The sequence below is a fragment of the Shinella sp. HZN7 genome (assembly GCF_001652565.1).
In the GTDB taxonomy this organism is placed as follows: Bacteria; Pseudomonadota; Alphaproteobacteria; order Rhizobiales; family Rhizobiaceae; genus Shinella; species Shinella granuli.
Window position 1 is genome coordinate 2762746 of the sequence record NZ_CP015736.1, and the last position, 18058, is coordinate 2780803.

18 protein-coding genes are annotated in these 18058 nt (G+C 65.9%); 5 read left to right on the forward strand and 13 right to left on the reverse strand.

Annotation, left to right across the window (positions count from 1 at the left end):
• Positions 1-49 precede the first annotated feature (49 nt).
• The 3 genes from der to shn_RS13305 form a co-directional block, all read right to left on the reverse strand.
• On the reverse strand, positions 50-1483 hold the full coding sequence (gene der / locus shn_RS13295; protein WP_064330830.1) for a ribosome biogenesis GTPase Der: 1434 nt from the start codon (positions 1481-1483) through the stop codon (positions 50-52).
• 91 nt (positions 1484-1574) lie between these two features.
• Positions 1575-2246, reverse strand: a complete 672-nt coding sequence (locus shn_RS13300; RefSeq protein WP_064330831.1) for a tetratricopeptide repeat protein — start codon at positions 2244-2246, stop codon at positions 1575-1577.
• Between the two features lie 102 nt (positions 2247-2348).
• Entirely contained in the window at positions 2349-2933 is a 585-nt protein-coding gene (locus tag shn_RS13305) for an NnrU family protein (protein ID WP_064330832.1), read from the reverse strand.
• A 139-nt stretch (positions 2934-3072) separates the two neighbouring features.
• Here shn_RS13305 and shn_RS13310 point away from each other — a divergent pair, with 139 nt between their 5' ends.
• Positions 3073-4086 (forward strand): hypothetical protein, encoded by a 1014-nt coding sequence (locus shn_RS13310; RefSeq protein WP_064330833.1) that lies wholly within the window; start codon positions 3073-3075, stop codon positions 4084-4086.
• A gap of 9 nt (positions 4087-4095) precedes the next feature.
• Here the strand turns inward: shn_RS13310 and sbmA are convergent, their stop codons facing one another.
• The 8 genes from sbmA to glpK form a co-directional block, all read right to left on the reverse strand.
• Entirely contained in the window at positions 4096-5361 is a 1266-nt protein-coding gene (sbmA, locus tag shn_RS13315; protein ID WP_064330834.1) for a peptide antibiotic transporter SbmA, read from the reverse strand.
• Positions 5362-5456: 95 nt separating this feature from the next.
• A complete protein-coding gene (locus shn_RS13320) occupies positions 5457-6647 on the reverse strand; it encodes a YbfB/YjiJ family MFS transporter (protein WP_145925920.1) in 1191 nt (396 codons plus the stop codon).
• 109 nt (positions 6648-6756) lie between these two features.
• On the reverse strand, positions 6757-7509 hold the full coding sequence (gene map, locus shn_RS13325) for a type I methionyl aminopeptidase (RefSeq protein ID WP_064330835.1): 753 nt from the start codon (positions 7507-7509) through the stop codon (positions 6757-6759).
• 45 nt (positions 7510-7554) lie between these two features.
• Positions 7555-8616 carry an LLM class flavin-dependent oxidoreductase gene (locus shn_RS13330; RefSeq protein WP_064330836.1) on the reverse strand — a complete coding sequence of 354 codons (1062 nt, stop codon included), beginning with the start codon at positions 8614-8616 and terminating at the stop codon, positions 7555-7557.
• Between the two features lie 131 nt (positions 8617-8747).
• Complete coding sequence (locus tag shn_RS13335) at positions 8748-9230, reverse strand: SRPBCC family protein (protein ID WP_064330837.1); 483 nt, start codon at positions 9228-9230, stop codon at positions 8748-8750.
• Between the two features lie 79 nt (positions 9231-9309).
• Complete coding sequence (locus shn_RS13340; RefSeq protein WP_064330838.1) at positions 9310-10566, reverse strand: RNA polymerase sigma factor; 1257 nt, start codon at positions 10564-10566, stop codon at positions 9310-9312.
• Positions 10563-10937, reverse strand: coding sequence for a YciI family protein (locus shn_RS13345; RefSeq protein ID WP_064330839.1), 375 nt, complete (start codon positions 10935-10937; stop codon positions 10563-10565). The genes shn_RS13340 and shn_RS13345 overlap by 4 nt, the downstream gene beginning before the upstream one ends.
• Positions 10938-11315: 378 nt before the next feature.
• On the reverse strand, positions 11316-12809 hold the full coding sequence (glpK, locus tag shn_RS13350) for a glycerol kinase GlpK (RefSeq protein WP_064330840.1): 1494 nt from the start codon (positions 12807-12809) through the stop codon (positions 11316-11318).
• A 196-nt stretch (positions 12810-13005) separates the two neighbouring features.
• Between glpK and shn_RS13355 the strand changes: the two genes are divergently transcribed.
• Both shn_RS13355 and xdhC read left to right on the forward strand, forming a co-directional pair.
• Positions 13006-13779: a 3-hydroxybutyrate dehydrogenase gene (locus shn_RS13355; protein ID WP_064330841.1), complete on the forward strand. Its 774-nt coding sequence runs from the start codon at positions 13006-13008 to the stop codon at positions 13777-13779.
• 155 nt (positions 13780-13934) lie between these two features.
• On the forward strand, positions 13935-14774 hold the full coding sequence (gene xdhC / locus shn_RS13360) for a xanthine dehydrogenase accessory protein XdhC (RefSeq protein WP_064330842.1): 840 nt from the start codon (positions 13935-13937) through the stop codon (positions 14772-14774).
• Here xdhC and shn_RS13365 read toward each other — a convergent pair.
• The gene (locus tag shn_RS13365; protein ID WP_064330843.1) at positions 14771-14950 is read right to left on the reverse strand and encodes a hypothetical protein; all 180 of its coding nucleotides are present in this window, start codon (positions 14948-14950) and stop codon (positions 14771-14773) included. The two genes, xdhC and shn_RS13365, sit on opposite strands and share 4 nt — an antisense overlap.
• A gap of 101 nt (positions 14951-15051) precedes the next feature.
• Between shn_RS13365 and shn_RS13370 the strand changes: the two genes are divergently transcribed.
• The gene (locus shn_RS13370; protein WP_064330844.1) at positions 15052-15945 is read left to right on the forward strand and encodes a LysR substrate-binding domain-containing protein; all 894 of its coding nucleotides are present in this window, start codon (positions 15052-15054) and stop codon (positions 15943-15945) included.
• 3 nt (positions 15946-15948) lie between these two features.
• Here the strand turns inward: shn_RS13370 and shn_RS13375 are convergent, their stop codons facing one another.
• Positions 15949-16662, reverse strand: a complete 714-nt coding sequence (locus shn_RS13375) for a glutathione S-transferase (RefSeq protein WP_064330845.1) — start codon at positions 16660-16662, stop codon at positions 15949-15951.
• Positions 16663-16821: 159 nt separating this feature from the next.
• On the opposite strand from shn_RS13375, the gene puuD reads away from it, so the two are divergent.
• Complete coding sequence (gene puuD / locus shn_RS13380; RefSeq protein WP_064330846.1) at positions 16822-18054, forward strand: urate hydroxylase PuuD; 1233 nt, start codon at positions 16822-16824, stop codon at positions 18052-18054.
• The last annotated feature ends 4 nt before the right edge of the window (positions 18055-18058 follow it).

Below are 18058 nucleotides of genomic sequence, written 5' to 3' on the forward strand. Positions count from 1 at the left end.
AGGGTTAGGGTGAGGGGCAAAGCCATATCCGCCGAGGGCAACGGAGCGCTCAGCGCTTCTTCTTCGCCTTGTTCGCGAACGGGTTGTCCGATGCGCGGAAGTGGATGCGGATCGGCACGCCCGGCAGGTTGAAGTCGTTGCGCAGGCCGTTCGTCAGGTAGCGGATATAGGATTCCGGCAGCGCATCGGGGCGCGTGCAGGAGATCATGAAGCCCGGCGGGCGGGCCTTCACCTGCGTCATGTATTTCAGCTTGAGGCGGCGGCCGGAAACGGCCGGCGGCGGATGCTGCGTCTGCTGCGCATCCAGCCAGCGGTTAAGCTTGGCGGTGGAGATGCGGCGGTTCCAGGTGCGGTCCGTGTCGATGACGGCCTGCATCAGCTTGTCGAGGCCGCGGCCCGTCTGGCCGGAAACCGGCACGGCGCGGATGCCGCGCGCCTGCGGCAGGAGGCGATCGGTCTTTTCGCGCAGCTCCGCGAGCACGGCCTGCGGGTCGTCGATCAGGTCCCACTTGTTGAAGGCGAGCACGGCGGCGCGGCCCTCGCGCAGCACGAGGTCGACGATCTGGAGATCCTGCTTCTCGAAGGGAATGGTCGAATCGAAGACGATGACGACCGTCTCGGCAAAGCGGATGGCGCGCAGGCCATCGGCGACGGAAAGCTTTTCCAGCTTCTCCTGCACCTTCGCCTTGCGCCGCATGCCGGCCGTGTCGAACATCTTGATCGTACGGCCCTTCCAGTCCCATTCGACGGAGATCGAATCACGCGTGATGCCGGCCTCCGGGCCGGTCAGCAGCCGGTCCTCGCCGAGGAAGCGGTTGATCAGCGTGGACTTGCCGGCATTCGGGCGGCCGACGATGGCGACGCGCAGCGGCTTCGTCTCGTCATATTCCGGCTCGAAATCCTCGTCCTCTCCGGCGCCCTCGGCAGCCGCCGCGGCGCGCACGTCGACATCGGTGACGGCCTCGTCCTCCTCGGGGAAGGCCCGCTCCTCACCGATCGCCGCGACGATGGCATCGCGCAGGTCCAGCATGCCCTGGCCGTGCTCGGCGGAAATCGGCGTCGGCTCGCCAAGGCCGAGCGTGAAGGCATCGTAGAAGCCGCCGTCGGAGCCACGGGCCTCCGACTTGTTGGCGACGAGCACCACCGGCTTGCCCTTGCGGCGCAGCATGTCGGCAAGCGCCTGGTCGACCGGCGTCAGGCCCATCTTGGCATCGACGACGAAGAGCGAGAGGTCCGCCTCGTCGATCGCCGCCTCCGTCTGGGCGCGCATGCGGCCCTGCAGGGTTTCGGGCGCGGCCTCCTCGAGGCCGGCCGTGTCGATGATGCGGAATTTCAGGTCGACGAGCCGCGCATCGCCGGGGCGGCGGTCGCGGGTGACGCCCGGCGTGTCGTCGACAAGCGCGAGCTTCCTGCCCACGAGCCTGTTGAACAGGGTGGACTTGCCGACATTCGGGCGTCCGACAATGGCGACGGTGAAGCTCATGGATGTGTTCCGTTTCGGTGGCCGGCTAAAGCAGTTCCGGTAAAAGGGCGAAGCGGTCTTTCATCCGGAACTGCGTAAAAAAGATACGAGATCAGGAAGACAGCTTGCCGCTTGCGGCGATCAGGTCAAGCAGCATCTGCGCCCGGTTGGCGACGTTGCGCGGGCTCTCGTTGTCGGCAAGGATCGCGTCGAACCATTCCTTGGCGCGCGCATAATCCTCGTGCTTGTAGGCGGAGAGGCCGAGAACCTCGCGCGCGGAGTGGCGCAGCGCGCTCTGGGGCGTGGCAAGCTGCTCGGCTTCGGCGGAAACCTGGTCGTAGGTGCCAGTATCGACGAGCAGATAGGCGGCGCGCAGGCGCGCGGCATCGCGCAGCGCCTGCGGCACGGAACCATCCTTGGCGATCGCCGTGAAGGCATTGACGGCGCCCTGCGCGTCCGTCGTCGCCAGCAGCGAGGCGGAGCGCATGCGCGCCAGCACCGGATAGGAGCCGAAGCCGTCCTTCTCCAGCGCGGTCAGCGCGGCGAGCGCCTCCTCGTTCTTGCCCTCGCGGGCGAGCGTCAGGGCGGCCAGGAAGCTGTCGCCGGCGGCCGAGGCCTCGCTGTCGCGCCAGTAATCGTAGCTCACCTTGCCGATCGTGCCGAGGACGACCAGAACGGCGGCGCCGATGAAGATGCGGCCGAAACGCTTCCAGATCAGGCGCATCTGGTCGGAGCGCAGCTCCTCGTTCACCTCGCGGATAAAGCTGTCGTCCTGATTTACCATTCCCTGCCCGGCTCTTGCTGACGATTGGAGTTTGCGCCTTCTACCCCATTTTGGCGGCGTTGTAAGGGGGCAGGCGCGAAAAGCGCGGGATGGACGAAGGGATCACGGCAGCGGCGGAACGCCGATCACCCATTCGTGAAGCTTGAAGACGATCACGGCATAGAGCGCAAGACCGACGACGATGGAAATCAGGTCGTATTTCGCCGAGACGAAAACCGGCAGCGTCGTCTCGCCGGCCGCGATGCGCTTCTTCAGCGTGATGCGCAGGATGACCGCCCAGGCGAGGATCGTCACGAAGAGCAGCACGGAATAGCTTTCGCCATTCGCCAGGAGATGGGCCAGCGCCCAGATCTTGATGGCGACGAGGATCGGGAACTTCAGCTTCGTGCGGATGTGCCCGGCCGGCAGGAAGCCGGCGACGAGACAGATCGAGGCGATCAACATCAGCGTCAGCGCGATATGCGACAGGAAGGTCGGCGGGAAATAGAGCATCTGGCCGCCGTTCTCGCGCGCATCGACGAAGCCGTAGGCGATGAGCACGAGGCTGAGCAGCGAGACGACGCCATGCAGCGCCATCCAGCCCGGCTTGCCGATGGCGGCAATGCCCGCATTGCGCAGGCCCGGCGCGAAGGGGCGCAGAAGATGGGTGACGATGAAAAGAACAAGACCGGCGATGAGCAACGTCATGAAAATGCCCCTTGAAGAAAACACGGCCCGCGGCCGTTTCCTCTGGAATAGCCCTCGCACGGCGACAATTCCAGCCCGATCAAAGGATTGCCGCATTCGCGACCCATGAAAACCCCTTTGCAAATTGTCGCGGGTAGCCATGTCGTCTTCAGTCTCGTCCCGTATAGTCCTCCTTCCCCTCGCCGTCGCGCTTGCCGCCGGCCCGGCCCTTGCCAAGGACGATGCGGTCGAGGCCGCAAAGCGCAAGCAGCTCGTCATCGTCTCCTTCGACGGAGCACACGACAACCTCCTGTGGGAGAAGAGCCGCGCCATGGCGAAACGCACCGGCGCGCATTTCACCTATTTCCTCTCCTGCACCTTCCTCTTCCCGAAGGACGAGCGCGCCAAATACCAGGCGCCGCACGAAAAGCGCGGCCGCTCCAATGTCGGCTTCTCGCCGGACCGGGAGGACACGATCCTGCGCCTCGGCGAGATCTGGCTGGCGAAGCTGGAGGGCCACGATATCGGCAGCCATGCCTGCGGCCATTTCGACGGCGGCAAATGGAGCGCGGAGGACTGGAAGAGCGAGTTCACCTTCTTCCACGAGGCGCTGAAGAACGCCTGGCAGAATGCCGGCGTCGGCGAGCGGGAACCGGCGGACTGGCAGCGCTTCGTTAAGGAGGACATCAAGGGCTTTCGCGCGCCCTATCTTTCCGCCGGCAGCGGACTGATCAAGGCGCTGGAGGCGCACGGCTTCACCTATGATGCCAGCCTCGTCTCGAAGGGCCCGGCCCTGCCGGTCGCAAGCGGCGAGATCGCCCGTTTCGCCCTGCCCCTCGTGCCGGAGGGCGCCGCCCGGCGCCCGGTCATCGCCATGGACTACAACCTCTATGTCCGCCATTCCAAGGGCAAGGAGGCCCCGGAAAAGAGCGCCGCCTTCGAGGAAAGCACCCTTCAAGCCTATCGCGACGCCTTCACGAAGCAATATGGCGGCGAGCGCATCCCCCTCCAGCTCGGCTTCCATTTCGTCGAGATGAATGCCGGCGCCTACTGGCGCGCGCTCGACCGCTTCCTGACGGAGACCTGCGGCAAACAGGACGTCGCCTGCGTCAGCTATGCCCAGGCGATGGATATTCTCGCGAAAGAGAAGAAGGCGGCCGGAGCCGCCCTCTGATCGTCAAGCCTACCGCGCCAGTTCCTCGTTGCCGCCGGCCGCGATGAACTGCTGGTCGATGCTCGGCAGTTCCTGTCCCTCGATCGCCGCTTCGAAGGCGCGAAGGCGCTTGTGGATCGACTGCAGCTCGATGATCGTCGACCACGAGTTCACGAGATACTGGAACGAGCTGGACACCTGGCCGAAGGCCGTCAGGATCTGCTGCAGGATGCCGTAGGTGATCTTGCCGGTGACGATGGTCGGCACGAGGATGAAATAGACGAAGAGGTTGTCGGCCTGCAGATAGAACATGCGGGCGACGTTGAAATAGAGATAGTGGAAATAGAGCCGGAAATAGTTCATCCGGACATTGTCGAAGAGCTCGCGCACCGTCGGCGGCTGGGCCTTGGTCTCGTCGTCTTCGCCATAGACCAGTTCCTTGCGGTAGGCGGCCTCGACACGCTGGTTGCGGAACTCCAGGCCCGGCAGCTTGATCCCGACGAAGGCGAGCAGGAAGGTGCCGAAGGCCGACCAGAGGATCGCCGCCCAGAACAGCGCATGCGGCACTTCGCCGATGACCGGCAGCGGGCCGATATGCACGGAGAGGGCGAAGAGCACCGGCAGGAACGCGATCAGCGTCATCACCGCGTCGATCAGGCTGACGCCGAGGCCTTCGGTGATCGTCGCGAAGCGCATCGTGTCTTCCTGCACGCGCTGCGAGGCGCCTTCGATATGGCGCACGCGCGGCCAGAGCGACATGTAGTAGTTGTTCATCGCCGTGCGCCAGCGGAAGACATAATGGCTGACGAAGAAGCGCGTCATCACGTAGACGAAGACGCTGATGAAGGCGATCTGGCAGAAGATCAGCATCAGGTCGAAGAAGTTCTGTGTGGTGACGCCGCCCGTGCCCTGGAGCGCGTTCTGCAAGGTATCACCGAACGGCCGGCGCCAGTTGTTGATAGCCAGCGACACCTGCACGCTGAAATAGGTCGAGAAGATGATGAAGGCCGAGCCCCAGATCGACCAGTTGGTCCAGGGATGGTCCTTCGCCCGGATCTGCCAGAACAGGCCGAAGAGGCCGGTGCAGATCACGAAATAGAGATAGAACCAGATATTGTCCGGCGTCACGAAATAGCCGAGGCCCACCGGGGGCGCCGTGTCGGCCGGCAGCGGCGGCAGGCCGATCAGCGCACCGAAATTGGCACCGACCGAGTACCAGACCGCGATCGAAAGCAGCGTCCAGGCGACAAGGGAGGAAAAGAACAGCTTCGGCTGCGGGAAGAAGGAATGGAACAAGGTGCGAAACTCTCGTTTGCAAGGGGCGGCAGCGCCGCCGGTTCGCGCAGAACCTAGAGGAGTTTGCGCATAGCAACAATCGTCGAGCGCCCGGATTACCGAGATTTAATGGAAAGCGCCCCGCCAAGAACGGTGATGCCGGCGGCAAGAAGCAGGATGGCCGCAGCCGCAAGGCTGGGCAGGAAATAGCTCCCCGTGCGCGCCGCCAGAAAGCCGGCGCCGAGCGGGCCGAGGATCTGCCCGACGCCGAAAGCGGCCGTCATCAGGGCCAGCACGCGCCGCGGGCTTTGGCTGGCGAGAACCCGGCCGAGCTGCAGCCCATAGGCCGTGACGACGATGAAGGTGATGCCGAGCAGCGCCCCGCCGACAAGCGCCGACCAGGGAAAGGGCAGCGTCACCGTCGCCGCGACGCCCACCGTCTCCACGAGGATCGCGAGCAGATAGGCCATCGCCACGCCGAACCACCGCTCCAGCGGTTTCCAGGCGAGGAGCGAGAGCGCGGCGGCAGCCCCCGTCACGAGCCAGGTGAGGCATTCGAGCAGCGGGCTTTCCGCTCCCTCCCGAGCGATGGCGACGATGAAGGTGGCCGTAACGACATAGCCGATGCCGAAGAGGCCGTAGCTTGCCGTCAGGGCGACAAGCGGCCGGGTCCAGGCGATCGGCGGCTCGCGCAATGCAGACGCGCCGCCCTCCGGACGCGGCAGCAGGATCGCGACGGCGACAAGGCCCGCCGCGCCGAGCAGCGCACCGGCAAACCAGTCGACGCGCCAGGTGGGCATGGCGGAAAACTCGACCAGCGACAGGAGATAGACGAGCACGGCAGAGACCGCGATGCCGCCGCCCACACCGGAAAAATGCGCCATCTGCACGCGCGGGTCCCGGTGCACGAGGCCGATGGAGAGCACGATGCCGGAGGTGAAGATCATGGCGAAGGCGCTGGCAAGGCCGGCGAGGAAGCGCACGACGGAGAGCGCGGCGACGCCGGAGAGCAGCCCCATGGCAAGCAGCAGCAGCACCGTGGAAACCAGCGCGCCGAGTGCAAGGCGCCGTTCGAAACCGGCCGCCCAGCCATAGGCGGCCAATACGGCGCCGAGCAGGTAACCCGCGAAATTCGCCGCCGCGATGATGCCGGCATCGGCGGCGTTCAGGCCGAGCCCGGCCATCATGCCGGGCAGCACGGGCGTATAGAAGAAGCGGCCGAGCCCCATGGCGACGGCCATGGCGAGCGCGCCGGCGATCGCCGCCCGGACAGGCTCATGCGACGGGGCGGGAGTGCGGTGCATCATGGCGAGACCATCGCACCGCAACATAAAGGCGACAAACGACATTTATTGATCGACGGATCAGCGGCGGTGAAGGCTCGCCCTGCCCGCGCCAGCGGCCTGCCGGACCGGTTCAGCCCGGCAGCGTCACCACGAGCGGCCCGTTGCGGGTGGCGACGACCGTGTGCTCGAACTGCACCGTCGGCGCGCTCGGCTCGCTGTAGAGCGTCCACTCGTCGTTGCTGCCGCCTTCCGCCCAGTTGGCGCCGAGCGAGAGGAACGGCTCGACGGTGAAGACGAGGCCTTCTGTCATGCGGCGCTTTTCCTGCGGGTCCGGCCAGGTGGCGATTTCCGTCGGCTCCTCGTGCAGCGAACGGCCGACGCCGTGGCTGGCCAGGTTGGCGATCAGCGTATAGCGGTTCTTGCGGGCGAATTCGCCGATGGCATTGCCGACCTCGGCAAGCGGCCTGCCGGCCCGCACCGATTTCAGCCCGACCCAGAGCGCACGCTTGCCGTCGCGGCACAGGCGCTCGACGGCCGGCGTCGACCGCCCGACCGTGAAGGAGGCACCCGTATCGGCGAAATAGCCGTCGAGCTCGGCGGAGACATCGATGTTGACGAGGTCACCGTCGCGGATCACCCGCTCGCCCGGAATGCCGTGCGCCACCTCTTCGTTGACGCTGATGCAGGTCGCGCCCGGAAAGGCATAACAGCTTTCCGGCGCCGAGCGCGCGCCCGCCGCCTCCAGCATGCGCCGGCCGATCAGGTCGAGCTCGGCGGTCGTCATGCCCGGCCGGATGGCGGTCGACATGTGCTGCAGCACATTGGCGCAAATCCGGCCGATGGCCTTCAGGCCGTTGAGGTCTTCGTCGTTTTCCAGGGTCATCGCGTCTCTCTTTCGCGGGCCTCTTACCATGCCCGTGCGCCGTTGTCAGGCGGAAGCGGCCACGTCGCCCTTCGCGTCGTCCGCCAGCATCTCGCGCACCAGCGGGGCGACCTTTATGCCGTAGAGCTCGATGCCGCGCAGCACCGCCTCGTGCGGCATCGGGCCGATCGCCATCTGCAGCATGAAGCGGTCATTGCGGAAGATCCGGTGGTGATCGACGATCTTCTTCGCCACCGTTTCGGGATCACCGAGGAAGAGATGGCCGGTCGGCCCGGTCGACTGGTCGAACTGCGCCCGGCTCGTCGGCCCCCAGCCGCGCTCGCGGCCGATGCGGTTCATCACCTCGGCCTGCGGGCCGTAGAAGGTGTCGGCCGCAGCCGCGGTGGTGTCGGCGATGAAGCCATGCACGTTGATGCTGGTCTTCAGCCCGCCCGCATCCTGCCCCGCGCGGCGCGCGGCCTCGCGGTAGAGATCGAAGAGCGGCGCATAGCGGGACGGCGTGCCGCCGATGATGGCAAGCGCCAGCGGCAGCCCGTAGGCCCCCGCCCGCGCCACCGATTGCGGCGTGCCGCCGACGGCGATCCAGATCGGAAGGCGGCCATGCGCCGGGCGCGGGTAGACGCCGAGCCCCGGCAGCGGCGGGCGCATCGTGCCGTTCCACGACACGGTCTCTCGCTCGTTGAGCGCCAGCAGCAGGTCCAGCTTCTCCTCGAAGAGCCGGTCATAGTCATCGAGCGCATAGCCGAAGAGCGGGAAGGATTCGATGAAGGAGCCGCGCCCGGCCATGATCTCCGCCCGGCCGCCGGAAAGAAGGTCGACCGTCGAGAACTGCTGGAAGACGCGCACCGGATCGTCCGAGGAGAGCACCGTCACCGCGCTCGTCAGCCGGATGGTCCTGGTCTGCGCGGCGGCGGCGGCCAGCACGACGGCCGGCGCCGAGGCGGCATAATCCGCCCGGTGATGCTCGCCGAGCCCGAAGACGTCGAGGCCGACCTGATCGGCAAGCGCGATCTCCTCCAGGAGGTCCTTCAGCCGCCGCCCCCCTTCCCGCCCCTTGTCGGCAGCATTGGGATCGACGTCGGCAAATGTATAGAGGCCAAGTTCCATGGGATGTTCCAGGCAAGAGGGATTTGCCCAGAGATATGGCCCGCACACGCAGGTTGAAAGGGCCGTTCGGGAAACAGTGTGTTCACGAAGATAAAAGGACGGACGCAGGGCGCCCGTCCTCCATCCCTCCATCAGAGCCGCGAGGCCACGGCTTCCAACTGCGTCGCCACCTGGCCCCAGCCCTCGTGGAAACCCATCTTCTCGTGCATCTCGCAGTCCTCGACGGACCAGTGGCGGGCGATGGCGGTGTAGCGGGTCTTGCCGTCACCGAGGTCGTCGAAGAGAATCTCGGCGCTGAAGAAGGCCTTTTCGGTGGGCTTCCAGTCGGGGCCGAAGGCATCGGTCGTGATGATGCGCCTGTCCTTTTCCACCTTCAGGAAGATGCCGGTGTTGTCCATGTGGAAACCGTCCGGACCGGTCATGACCGTGCGGAACTTGCCGCCGTCGCGCGGCTCGATCTCGATGACCGGCGTCTCGTAGGGTTTCGGTGCGAACCATTCCTTCATCAGCTCCGGCGTCGTCCAGGCCTTGAAGAGCTGGGCGGGCGTGGCGTTCAGCACGCGGGTCAGCACCAGTTCGCGGTTGTTGGCGGGCTTGATCTCGGCGTCGGTCATGTCTGTCTCCTCGTTGGATATGTTCGGTGGTTCGCCTCAAGGACGGCCGGCGAACGGCCAATCCGACATCGAAAAGGGGTTATTTTTCGGCTGCGGCCCGTTCGCGCTGCATGCTGTCGAGATGCTGGCGGATATGGGCCGCCTCTGCCGAACTGGTGGCGAGCGCAATGGCGCGGTCGAAGGCTTCGTGCGCCTCGCCATAGCGGCCGAGTTGCTTGAGCAGGCCGCCGCGCAGCCCGTGGAAATAGAAATAGCCGTTCAGCTTGTCGGCAAGCGGCTCGATCAGCGCCAGCGCCGCCTCCGGCCCTTCGCGCTTCGAGACGGCGACGGCGCGGTTGAGCCGCACCACCGGCGAGGGCTGCAGGCGCTCCAGCGTCTGGTAAAGCAGGTCGATCTCGAACCAGTCCGTCTCATCGGCCGTTTTCGCGCGGGCATGCAGCGCGGCGATCGCCGCCTGGATCTGGAAGGCACCGGGCGCGCGGTGGCGGATCGCCTTGTCGATCAGCACCAGCGCCTCATCGATCAGGCTGCGGTCCCACAGCGAACGGTCCTGGTCCTCCAGGAGCACGATCTGCCCGTCCTTGTCGAAGCGGGCCGCAAGCCGCGAATGCTGGAGAAGGAGAAGCGCCGTCAGGCCCATGATCTCCGGCTCGGCCGGAAAGAGCTTCAGGAGCAGCCGCGCCAGCCGGATGGCCTCCGCGCAGAAGGGCGTATCCGCCTTGTCCGGCACGCCCGCCGAGTAACCCTCGTTGAAGACGAGATAGATCATCGCCGCGACGAGGCCGAGCCGTTCTGCCCGCGCCACCGCATCCGGCGTCTCGAAGGGAATGCCGGCCGCGCCCACCTTCGCTTTCGCCCGGGTGATGCGCTGCTCCATCGCCGCCTCCGAGACGAGGAAGGCGCGGGCGATCTGCCGGACCGACAGGCCCGAGACGATGCGCAGCGCCAGCGCGATCTGCTGTGTCGCCGGCAGGTCCTTGTGGCAGCAGACGAAGAGCAGGCGGAGAATGTCGTCCCGGTAGTGCGCGCCGTCCAGCCGGTCCGCAAGGTCGCGTTCCGTGTCCTCCAGGTCGGACAGCACCTCCTCGGGCGGCAGCGGCTGGTGCCTGGCGCGCTTGCGCACCTGGTCGATGCCGCTGTTGCGGCCGACGAAGATGAGCCAGGCTGCCGGATCGCGCGGCGGGCCCTTGTCGGGCCAGGTCTTCAGCGCACGGAGGCACGCCTCCTGATAGGCCTCCTCCGCCATGTCGAGGTCACGGAAGTAGCGCAGGAGCGCGCCCATGGCCTGCGGCCGCGCCGAGGTCAGCGCCAGATCGATCCAGGCAAGCTCTGTCATGTGATGGGTACTCCCGGATTGAAATACTGCAGCGGCCGGACCTCATAGGTACCGTTGGCCGGATTGACCGCGGAAAGCTCGCGGGCGAAGGTGATCGCCTCCTCCAGCGTCTCCACGTCGAGCACGAAGAAGCCGAGGAACTGTTCCTTGGTTTCGGCGAAGGGACCATCCATGACGATATCGTCCGTCACGCCCTTGCGCACGGTGACCGCCGCCGTCGTCGGCATCAGCCGCGCGACCGGACCGAGCTTGCCCGCCTCGGCATAACGCTGGTTGACCGCCCCGAGATCGGCCATGACCTTCGCGTCGAGCTCCTTGCTCCAGGCGTTGACTTCACTTTCGGCGTCGTAACAAAGAACGGCATACAGCATGGTGAACTCCCGTTGGTTGAAAGACGTAGGAGTAGCGTCTCAGCCGACAGGGCGCACCGGAATATTTTTGATCGATGGGATGAGCCGCGTGAAACGGCGGCCGGGACAATATGACCGGGCGCGGCTCCTTCAGGCGTCCCCGTTCGGGCACGCCAGACGCCCCTCTGCCTTTCAGGCGCCGTCCATCAGGCGCCCCGTTCAGGCGCGCCTCCCTCCGTTGTTCATCCTCCGCCCTCTCCTCCGTCATCCTCGGGCTCGACCCGAGGATCCACCGAAACGGCACGCGCGGAGTTTGGGGCATGGATCCCCGGGTCAAGCCCGAGGATGACGGAAGAGAGCGACGCACCGGCAGGAAGAACCGCGAAGAACCGCCTGGACCTACCCCGCGCTCAGCGTCCGCCGCACGGCATCCTTCCAGCCCTTGATCTTCACCGCGCGGGTCTTCTCGTCCATCTTGGGCTCGAAGCGCGTATCCCGCGCCCAGGACTTGGCGAACCCCTTGCGGTCCGGCCAGACGCCCGCGCGCTGGCCGGCGAGCCATGCGGCGCCGAGAGCGGTCGTTTCCAGGATGGTCGGGCGGTCGACGGGGGCGTCGAGGATGTCGGAAAGGCGCTGCATGGTCCAGTCGGAGGCGACCATGCCGCCGTCGACGCGCAGCACCGTTTCCTTGCCGTTCGCCTTCCAGTCCTTGTGCATGGCGTCGAGCAGGTCGCGCGTCTGGTAGCAGACGGCCTCCAGCGCGGCGCGGGCGAATTCCGCCGGCCCCGTATTGCGCGTCATGCCGTAGATGGCGGCGCGGGCGTCAGGGTCCCAGTGCGGCGCGCCGAGGCCGGTGAAGGCGGGCACGAGGTAGACGTTCTGCGTCGGGTCGGCCCTGGCGGCAAGGTCGCCGGTGTCAGGCGCGGCCTTGATGACCTTCAGCCCGTCGCGCAGCCATTGCACGGCCGCCCCGGCGATGAAGATGGAGCCTTCCAGCGCATAGGTCGTCTCGCCGTCGAGCCGGTAGGCGATGGTGGTGAGCAGCCGGTTCTTCGAGCGCACCATGTCGGTGCCGGTGTTGAGCAGCGCGAAGCAGCCGGTGCCGTAGGTGGACTTCATCATGCCGGGTTCGAAGCAGGCCTGGCCGATGGTCGCCGCCTGCTGGTCGCCGGCAACGCCGAGGATCGGGATTTCCGCGCCGAACAGGCCCTTTTCCGTCACGCCGAAATCGGCGGCGCAGTCGAGCACGTCGGGCAGCATCGCCTTCGGCACGCGCAGGATGTCGAGCAGCTCGTCGTCCCAGGCGTTGGAGGCGATGTTGTACATCAGCGTGCGGCTGGCATTGGTGGCATCGGTGACATGGGACTTGCCGCCCGTCAGCCGCCAGATCAGGAACGTGTCGATCGTGCCGAAGCAGAGGTGCCCGTGGGCAGCCCGCGCGCGGGCGCCCTTCACGTTGGAGAGCATCCAGGAGAGCTTGGTGCCCGAGAAATAGGGATCGAGCAGCAGGCCCGTCTTCCGGGTGAAGGTCTTTTCGAGATCCTGCTTCTTCAGCTTCTCGCAATAGGAGGCGGTGCGGCGGTCCTGCCAGACGATGGCATTGTGGATCGGCCTGCCGTTCTCGCGCTCCCAGACGACGACCGTCTCGCGCTGGTTGGTGATGCCGATGGCGGAAATGTCGGAGGCGGCAAGACCCGCCTTCTTCAGCGCGGCCTTGACGGACCAGACGACGCTGTCCCAGATTTCCTCCGGATCGTGCTCGACCCAGCCGGACTGCGGAAAATGCTGCGTGAATTCCTTCTGGCCGGAACCGACGACCTTCTGCTTGCCGTCGAAGACGATCGCCCGGCTCGATGTCGTGCCCTGATCGATCGCGAGAACATATCCGCCCATCTCTTCCTCCCAGCTGCGGGTCGCTCCCAGACCCTTCGGAATCTTCAATACGATACTAAAACGAATGTCAAAGGAAAATAAAACGCAAGTCGCGTTCTGCCCTCAGCGGGACTGTACCGCGCGGAAAACGCAATTGTCATCGCGCGAGTTTTGGGCGTAGGCTACCGCAACGCAGCATGATCGGGAGACAGCAAGCATGAAAAGCGTCGTCGTAACGGGCTCCACCAGTGGCATCGGCCTTGCCATCGCCACCGCCTTCGCCGAAAGCGGCGCCAATGTCGTCATCAACGGGTTCGGCGCGGCGGACGAGATCGAGGCGATCCGCGCACGGCTCGACGGCCTCGGCAAGGGACGCGTGCTCTATCACTCCGCCGACATGACGAAGCCGCATGAGATTTCCGACCTCGTCGAAACGGCGGTGGAGGCATTCGACGGCGTCGACATCCTCGTCAACAATGCCGGCATCCAGCATGTCGAGAAGATCGAGGATTTCCCGGTGGAGAAGTGGGACCAGATCATCGCGATCAACCTCTCCAGCTCCTTCCACACGATCCGCGCCGCCATTCCGCACATGAAGCGCAAGGGCTGGGGCCGCGTCATCAACGTCGCCTCGGCGCACGGCCTCGTCGCCTCGCCGTTCAAGTCTGCCTATGTGGCCGCGAAACACGGCATCATGGGCCTGACGAAGACCGTCGCGCTGGAAGTCGCCGAGAACGGCATCACCGTCAACGCCATCTGCCCCGGCTACGTGCTGACGCCGCTCGTCGAAAAGCAGATTCCCGACACGGCCAGGGCCCGCGGCATCAGCGAGGCTGAGGTGAAGTCCGACGTCATGCTGAAGTTCCAGCCGACCAAGGAATTCGTCGGGGTCGACGAGGTCGCGGCCATCGCGCTCTTCCTCGCCTCCGATGCGGCAAAGTCGATCAACGGCACCCATATATCGGTGGATGGCGGCTGGACCGCCCAGTAGAAACGGACGCGCGGGCACCCTGTGCATCCGCGTGTTCCCGATGGCTGGGCACCGTGCTCCGCCACAGGCCGCCCCTTCCCGGCGGCGGCCAAACCGCCCCACGCCCAGGCGCGTGCCGGCCATCGGACGGCTGAGGGCCGTCAAAGAAGGATGACATGAACTTTCTGCAGGACAGTCTGGAGGGCTTTCTCGCCCGGGAACACCGCGTCGTCATCGTCGAGGTCACCGCCGCCAAGGGGTCGACCCCGCGCGACGAAGGCACGTTCATGCTGGTGGCGCCGACGGAAATCCACGGCACCGTCGGCGGCGGCCAGCTCGAATACGACGCCATCGAGAATGCGCGAAAGATGCTGGCGGATGCCGGCGGCGAGGCCAGGCTCGACATTCCGCTCGGCCCCGAGATCGGCCAGTGTTGCGGCGGACGCGTCGAGCTCACCTTCACCTTTGCCGACGCGCAGGCCCGCGAGGCGCTCGAGGCACGCCTTGCCGAAGAGGAACGGCGCAAGCCGCAGGTCTGGGTCTTCGGCGCCGGCCATGTCGGCCGGGCGCTGGCGGATGCGCTGACCATGCTGCCGCTCAACATCTTCGTGGTGGAGGCGCGCCAGAGCGAGCTCGACCAGCTCACCTCCGAAGTGCACCATCGCCTGGCCGCCCTGCCGGAGGCGCTGGTCGCCGACATTCCGCCGGGCTCGGCCGTCGTCATCGTCACCCATGACCATGCGCTGGATTTCCTGATCGGGCAGGAAGCGCTTGCCCGCACCGACCTTGCCTATGTCGGCATGGTCGGCTCGACGTCGAAACGCGCCTCCTTCCTGCACCATCTGGAACGGCAGGGCATCGACCGCGGCGCGGCCGACCGGCTGGTCCTGCCGATCGGCGGCACGGCGGTGAACGACAAGCGCCCGGCGGTCATCGCCGCGATGACCGCCTCGGAAGTGCTGCTCGCTTTCGCCGCCTGGCGGCACAAGGGGGGCGCCCCCACGGCGGCAGGCTAGCCGCGGCCGTCGAGAAAGCCGAGATCGCGCTTCATGTAGTCGGAAAGCTCGCGCGGATCGAGACGGGGGACGCGCTTGCGCTGCCGCCCCCGAAAGACACGGGAGAGCTTATGCCAAAGGCCTTCCTTGCGAAACGGCAGGCGGGCCACCGGGGCCTGATCGACGATACATGACATGGTAAAACCTCGTAAATTCCATCCATTGGCTTGCAGGATGCGCCGAAAGATGATGGAATTCCAATCGAAGCTTCGTCTGTATCCATAAAGAGAACTTGGCCTTGAAGATGTCGCGCAACTTTCCGCTCAACGCGCTTCGCGTCTTCGAGGCGGCCGCGCGGCATGCCAGCTTCACCCGCGCTGGCGACGAGCTCGGCATGACGCAGACCGCCGTCAGCTACCAGATCAAGCTCCTGGAGGAGACGCTCGGCGAGACGCTGTTCCTGCGCCAGCCGCGGCAGGTGATGCTGAGCGAGGCCGGCGAGCGGCTGGCGCCCAAGGTTGCCGAGGGGCTGACGAAACTGGCAGAAGCGGTGGCGGACCTGCGCGGGGTGGCCGAGCAGAAGCTGCACATCCATTCGACGCCCACCTTCGCCACGCAATGGCTGAGCCGCACGCTCGGCGACTTCCAGCTCAAGCACCCGACCATCGCCGTCCGGCTTTCCACCTCGCAGGAGCTGATCGATTTTACCCGGGAAGAGGCGGATGTCTCGATCCGCTGGGGCAAGGGCGACTGGCCGGGCCTTACCTGCCATCGCGTCATGCGCATGGACTTCGCCCCCATGCTGAGCCCGGCGCTGGCCGAGACGATCGGCGGCATAAGGGAGCCGGCCGATCTCCTGAAACTGCCGATCATCAGCCCGCTGGACATCTGGTGGCGCACCTGGTTTTCCGCCGCGGGCATCGACGATCCGGGCCTCGAACGGTTTCCCCCGAACGAACTCGGCGTGCAGACGATCGACGCCCAGGTGGCGATGGCCGGCCAGGGCGTCGCGATCCTCAATCCCGGCCATTTCCGGGCGGAAGTCGCCGCCGGCCAGCTTTACCAGCCCTTCGAATTGACCTGCAACGATGGCCGCGACTATTGGCTCGCCTATCCGGAAAACCGCCGCAACATCCTGAAGATCCGGGCCTTTCGCGACTGGATCCTCGCGACGATGCCGGCAGCGGTGTGACCACTACGCCTTGGCGTCCAGTTCGGGATAGTGGCGGAAGAGGTCACTTTCGTTGCCGGGAAGCCGGCGCTCGCTGGCGAGATAGGCCCTGATCCGCGAATGCCCGGCGACCGCGGCGCAGAGCGCCCTGATCTTCGGATAGCGCGGATAGAGCTCGCCCATCAGCACAGGGAAGGCGTAGGCCAGGCCGTCCATGACCTGGAACAGCGAGAGATCCGCATAGCTGAGCCTGTCGCCGACGAGATGCGTTTGACCCTCCGGGTTTCGCGATAGGATGCCCTCGAACCAGCCGAGGAATTTCGGAACGCGCTGCGCGCGGAATTCCGCCGCCCGCCGCAGCGATTCGGGCTTCTGGTTCTCGTAGTATTCCCCTGCCCCGATCGGGTGGTGGACGTCATGGCCCTCCAGGACGAAGTCGGCGATGGTCAGCTGGATCTGATGCGTCCAGAGCCGCAGCCGCGGCTCGCGGGGCGCAAGGTCGAGCTTGTCGCCGAGATAGAGCAGGATGGCCGCCACCTGCCCGACGACCACGTCGCCGTCCCTCAGGAAGGGCGGCGCGAAGGAGGGCGTGGCCACCTCCCGGCTCACCTTCGACAGAATGCCGTCGCCCTCCTTGCGCGCGACGTCGCGATAGGGCGCACCGGCCGCCTCCAGCGCGAGGCGGATATATTCCCCGCGCCCCTGGATGCCGGTCCAATAGTAGAGTTCGTAGGTCATGGCGCAAAACACCCTTGGCCGGGCGGCGGTTCCGCCCGGGGCGAATTTTCGGGCGCACCGCCATCGAAATCAGAGGGATAGCCGGCCGGCCCGCCCTTCCCTCGCCGCCGATTATTGCGCAATGTGCGCGGTGCGGAAAGAGCATGAGGGGACGCGCCGATGTATGAATATGCCATCGCCTGGGAATGGCTGACCTTCGCGGTCCGCTGGCTGCATGTCATCACCGCCATCGCCTGGATCGGCTCGTCCTTCTATTTCATCGCGCTCGACCTCGGCCTCGTGAAGCGGCCGCATCTGCCGGCCGGCGCCTATGGCGAGGAATGGCAGGTGCACGGCGGCGGCTTCTACCACATCCAGAAATACCTGGTGGCGCCGGCCTCGATGCCCGAGCACCTGACCTGGTTCAAATGGGAAAGCTACATGACCTGGCTTTCCGGCTTCGCGCTGCTCTGTCTCGTCTATTACGGCGGCGCCGACCTCTTCCTCATCGACCGCTCGGTGCTCGACGTCTCGACACCCGTCGCCATCCTCATCTCGCTCGCCTCGCTGACGCTCGGCTGGATCCTCTACGACCTCATCTGCAAGTCGCCGCTCGGCAGGAACACCTGGGGACTGATGCTCGTCCTCTATTGCATCCTCGTCGCCATGGCCTGGGGCTACACGCAGGTCTTCACCGGCCGGGCCGCGTTCCTCCATCTCGGCGCCTTCACGGCGACGATCATGTCGGCGAACGTCTTCTTCATCATCATGCCGAACCAGCGCGTCGTCGTCGCCGACCTCATCGCCGGCCGCACGCCCGATCCGAAATACGGCGTCATCGCCAAGCAGCGTTCCACGCACAACAACTACCTGACGCTGCCCGTCATCTTCTTCATGCTGTCGAACCACTATCCGCTCGCCTTCGCGACGGCCTTCAACTGGATCATCGCCGCGCTGGTCTTCCTGATGGGCGTGACGATCCGGCACTGGTTCAACACGACCCATGCCCGCAAGGGCAAGCCCACCTGGACCTGGCTCGTCACCGCGCTCCTCTTCCTCCTCATCATGTGGCTTTCCACCGTGCCGAAGGTGCTGACCGGCGAAAGCGCGAATGCCGGCCTTCCCTCCTCCGCCGAGCGGTTCGCATCGAACGGCCATTTCCCGGCGGTGCGCGATCTCGTCTCCACCCGCTGTTCGATGTGCCATGCCGCCGAACCCGTCTGGGAAGGGCTTCGCGCGGCGCCGAAGAACGTGGTGCTCGAAAGCGAAACGGCGATTGCCCTCCATGCCCGCGAGATCTATCTGCAGGCCGGGCGCAGCCATGCCATGCCGCCGGGCAATGTCACCGGCATGACGGGGCAAGAGCGCGCCCTGATCACCGCCTGGTTCGAAACAGCAGCAGAAGGACGCTGACCGC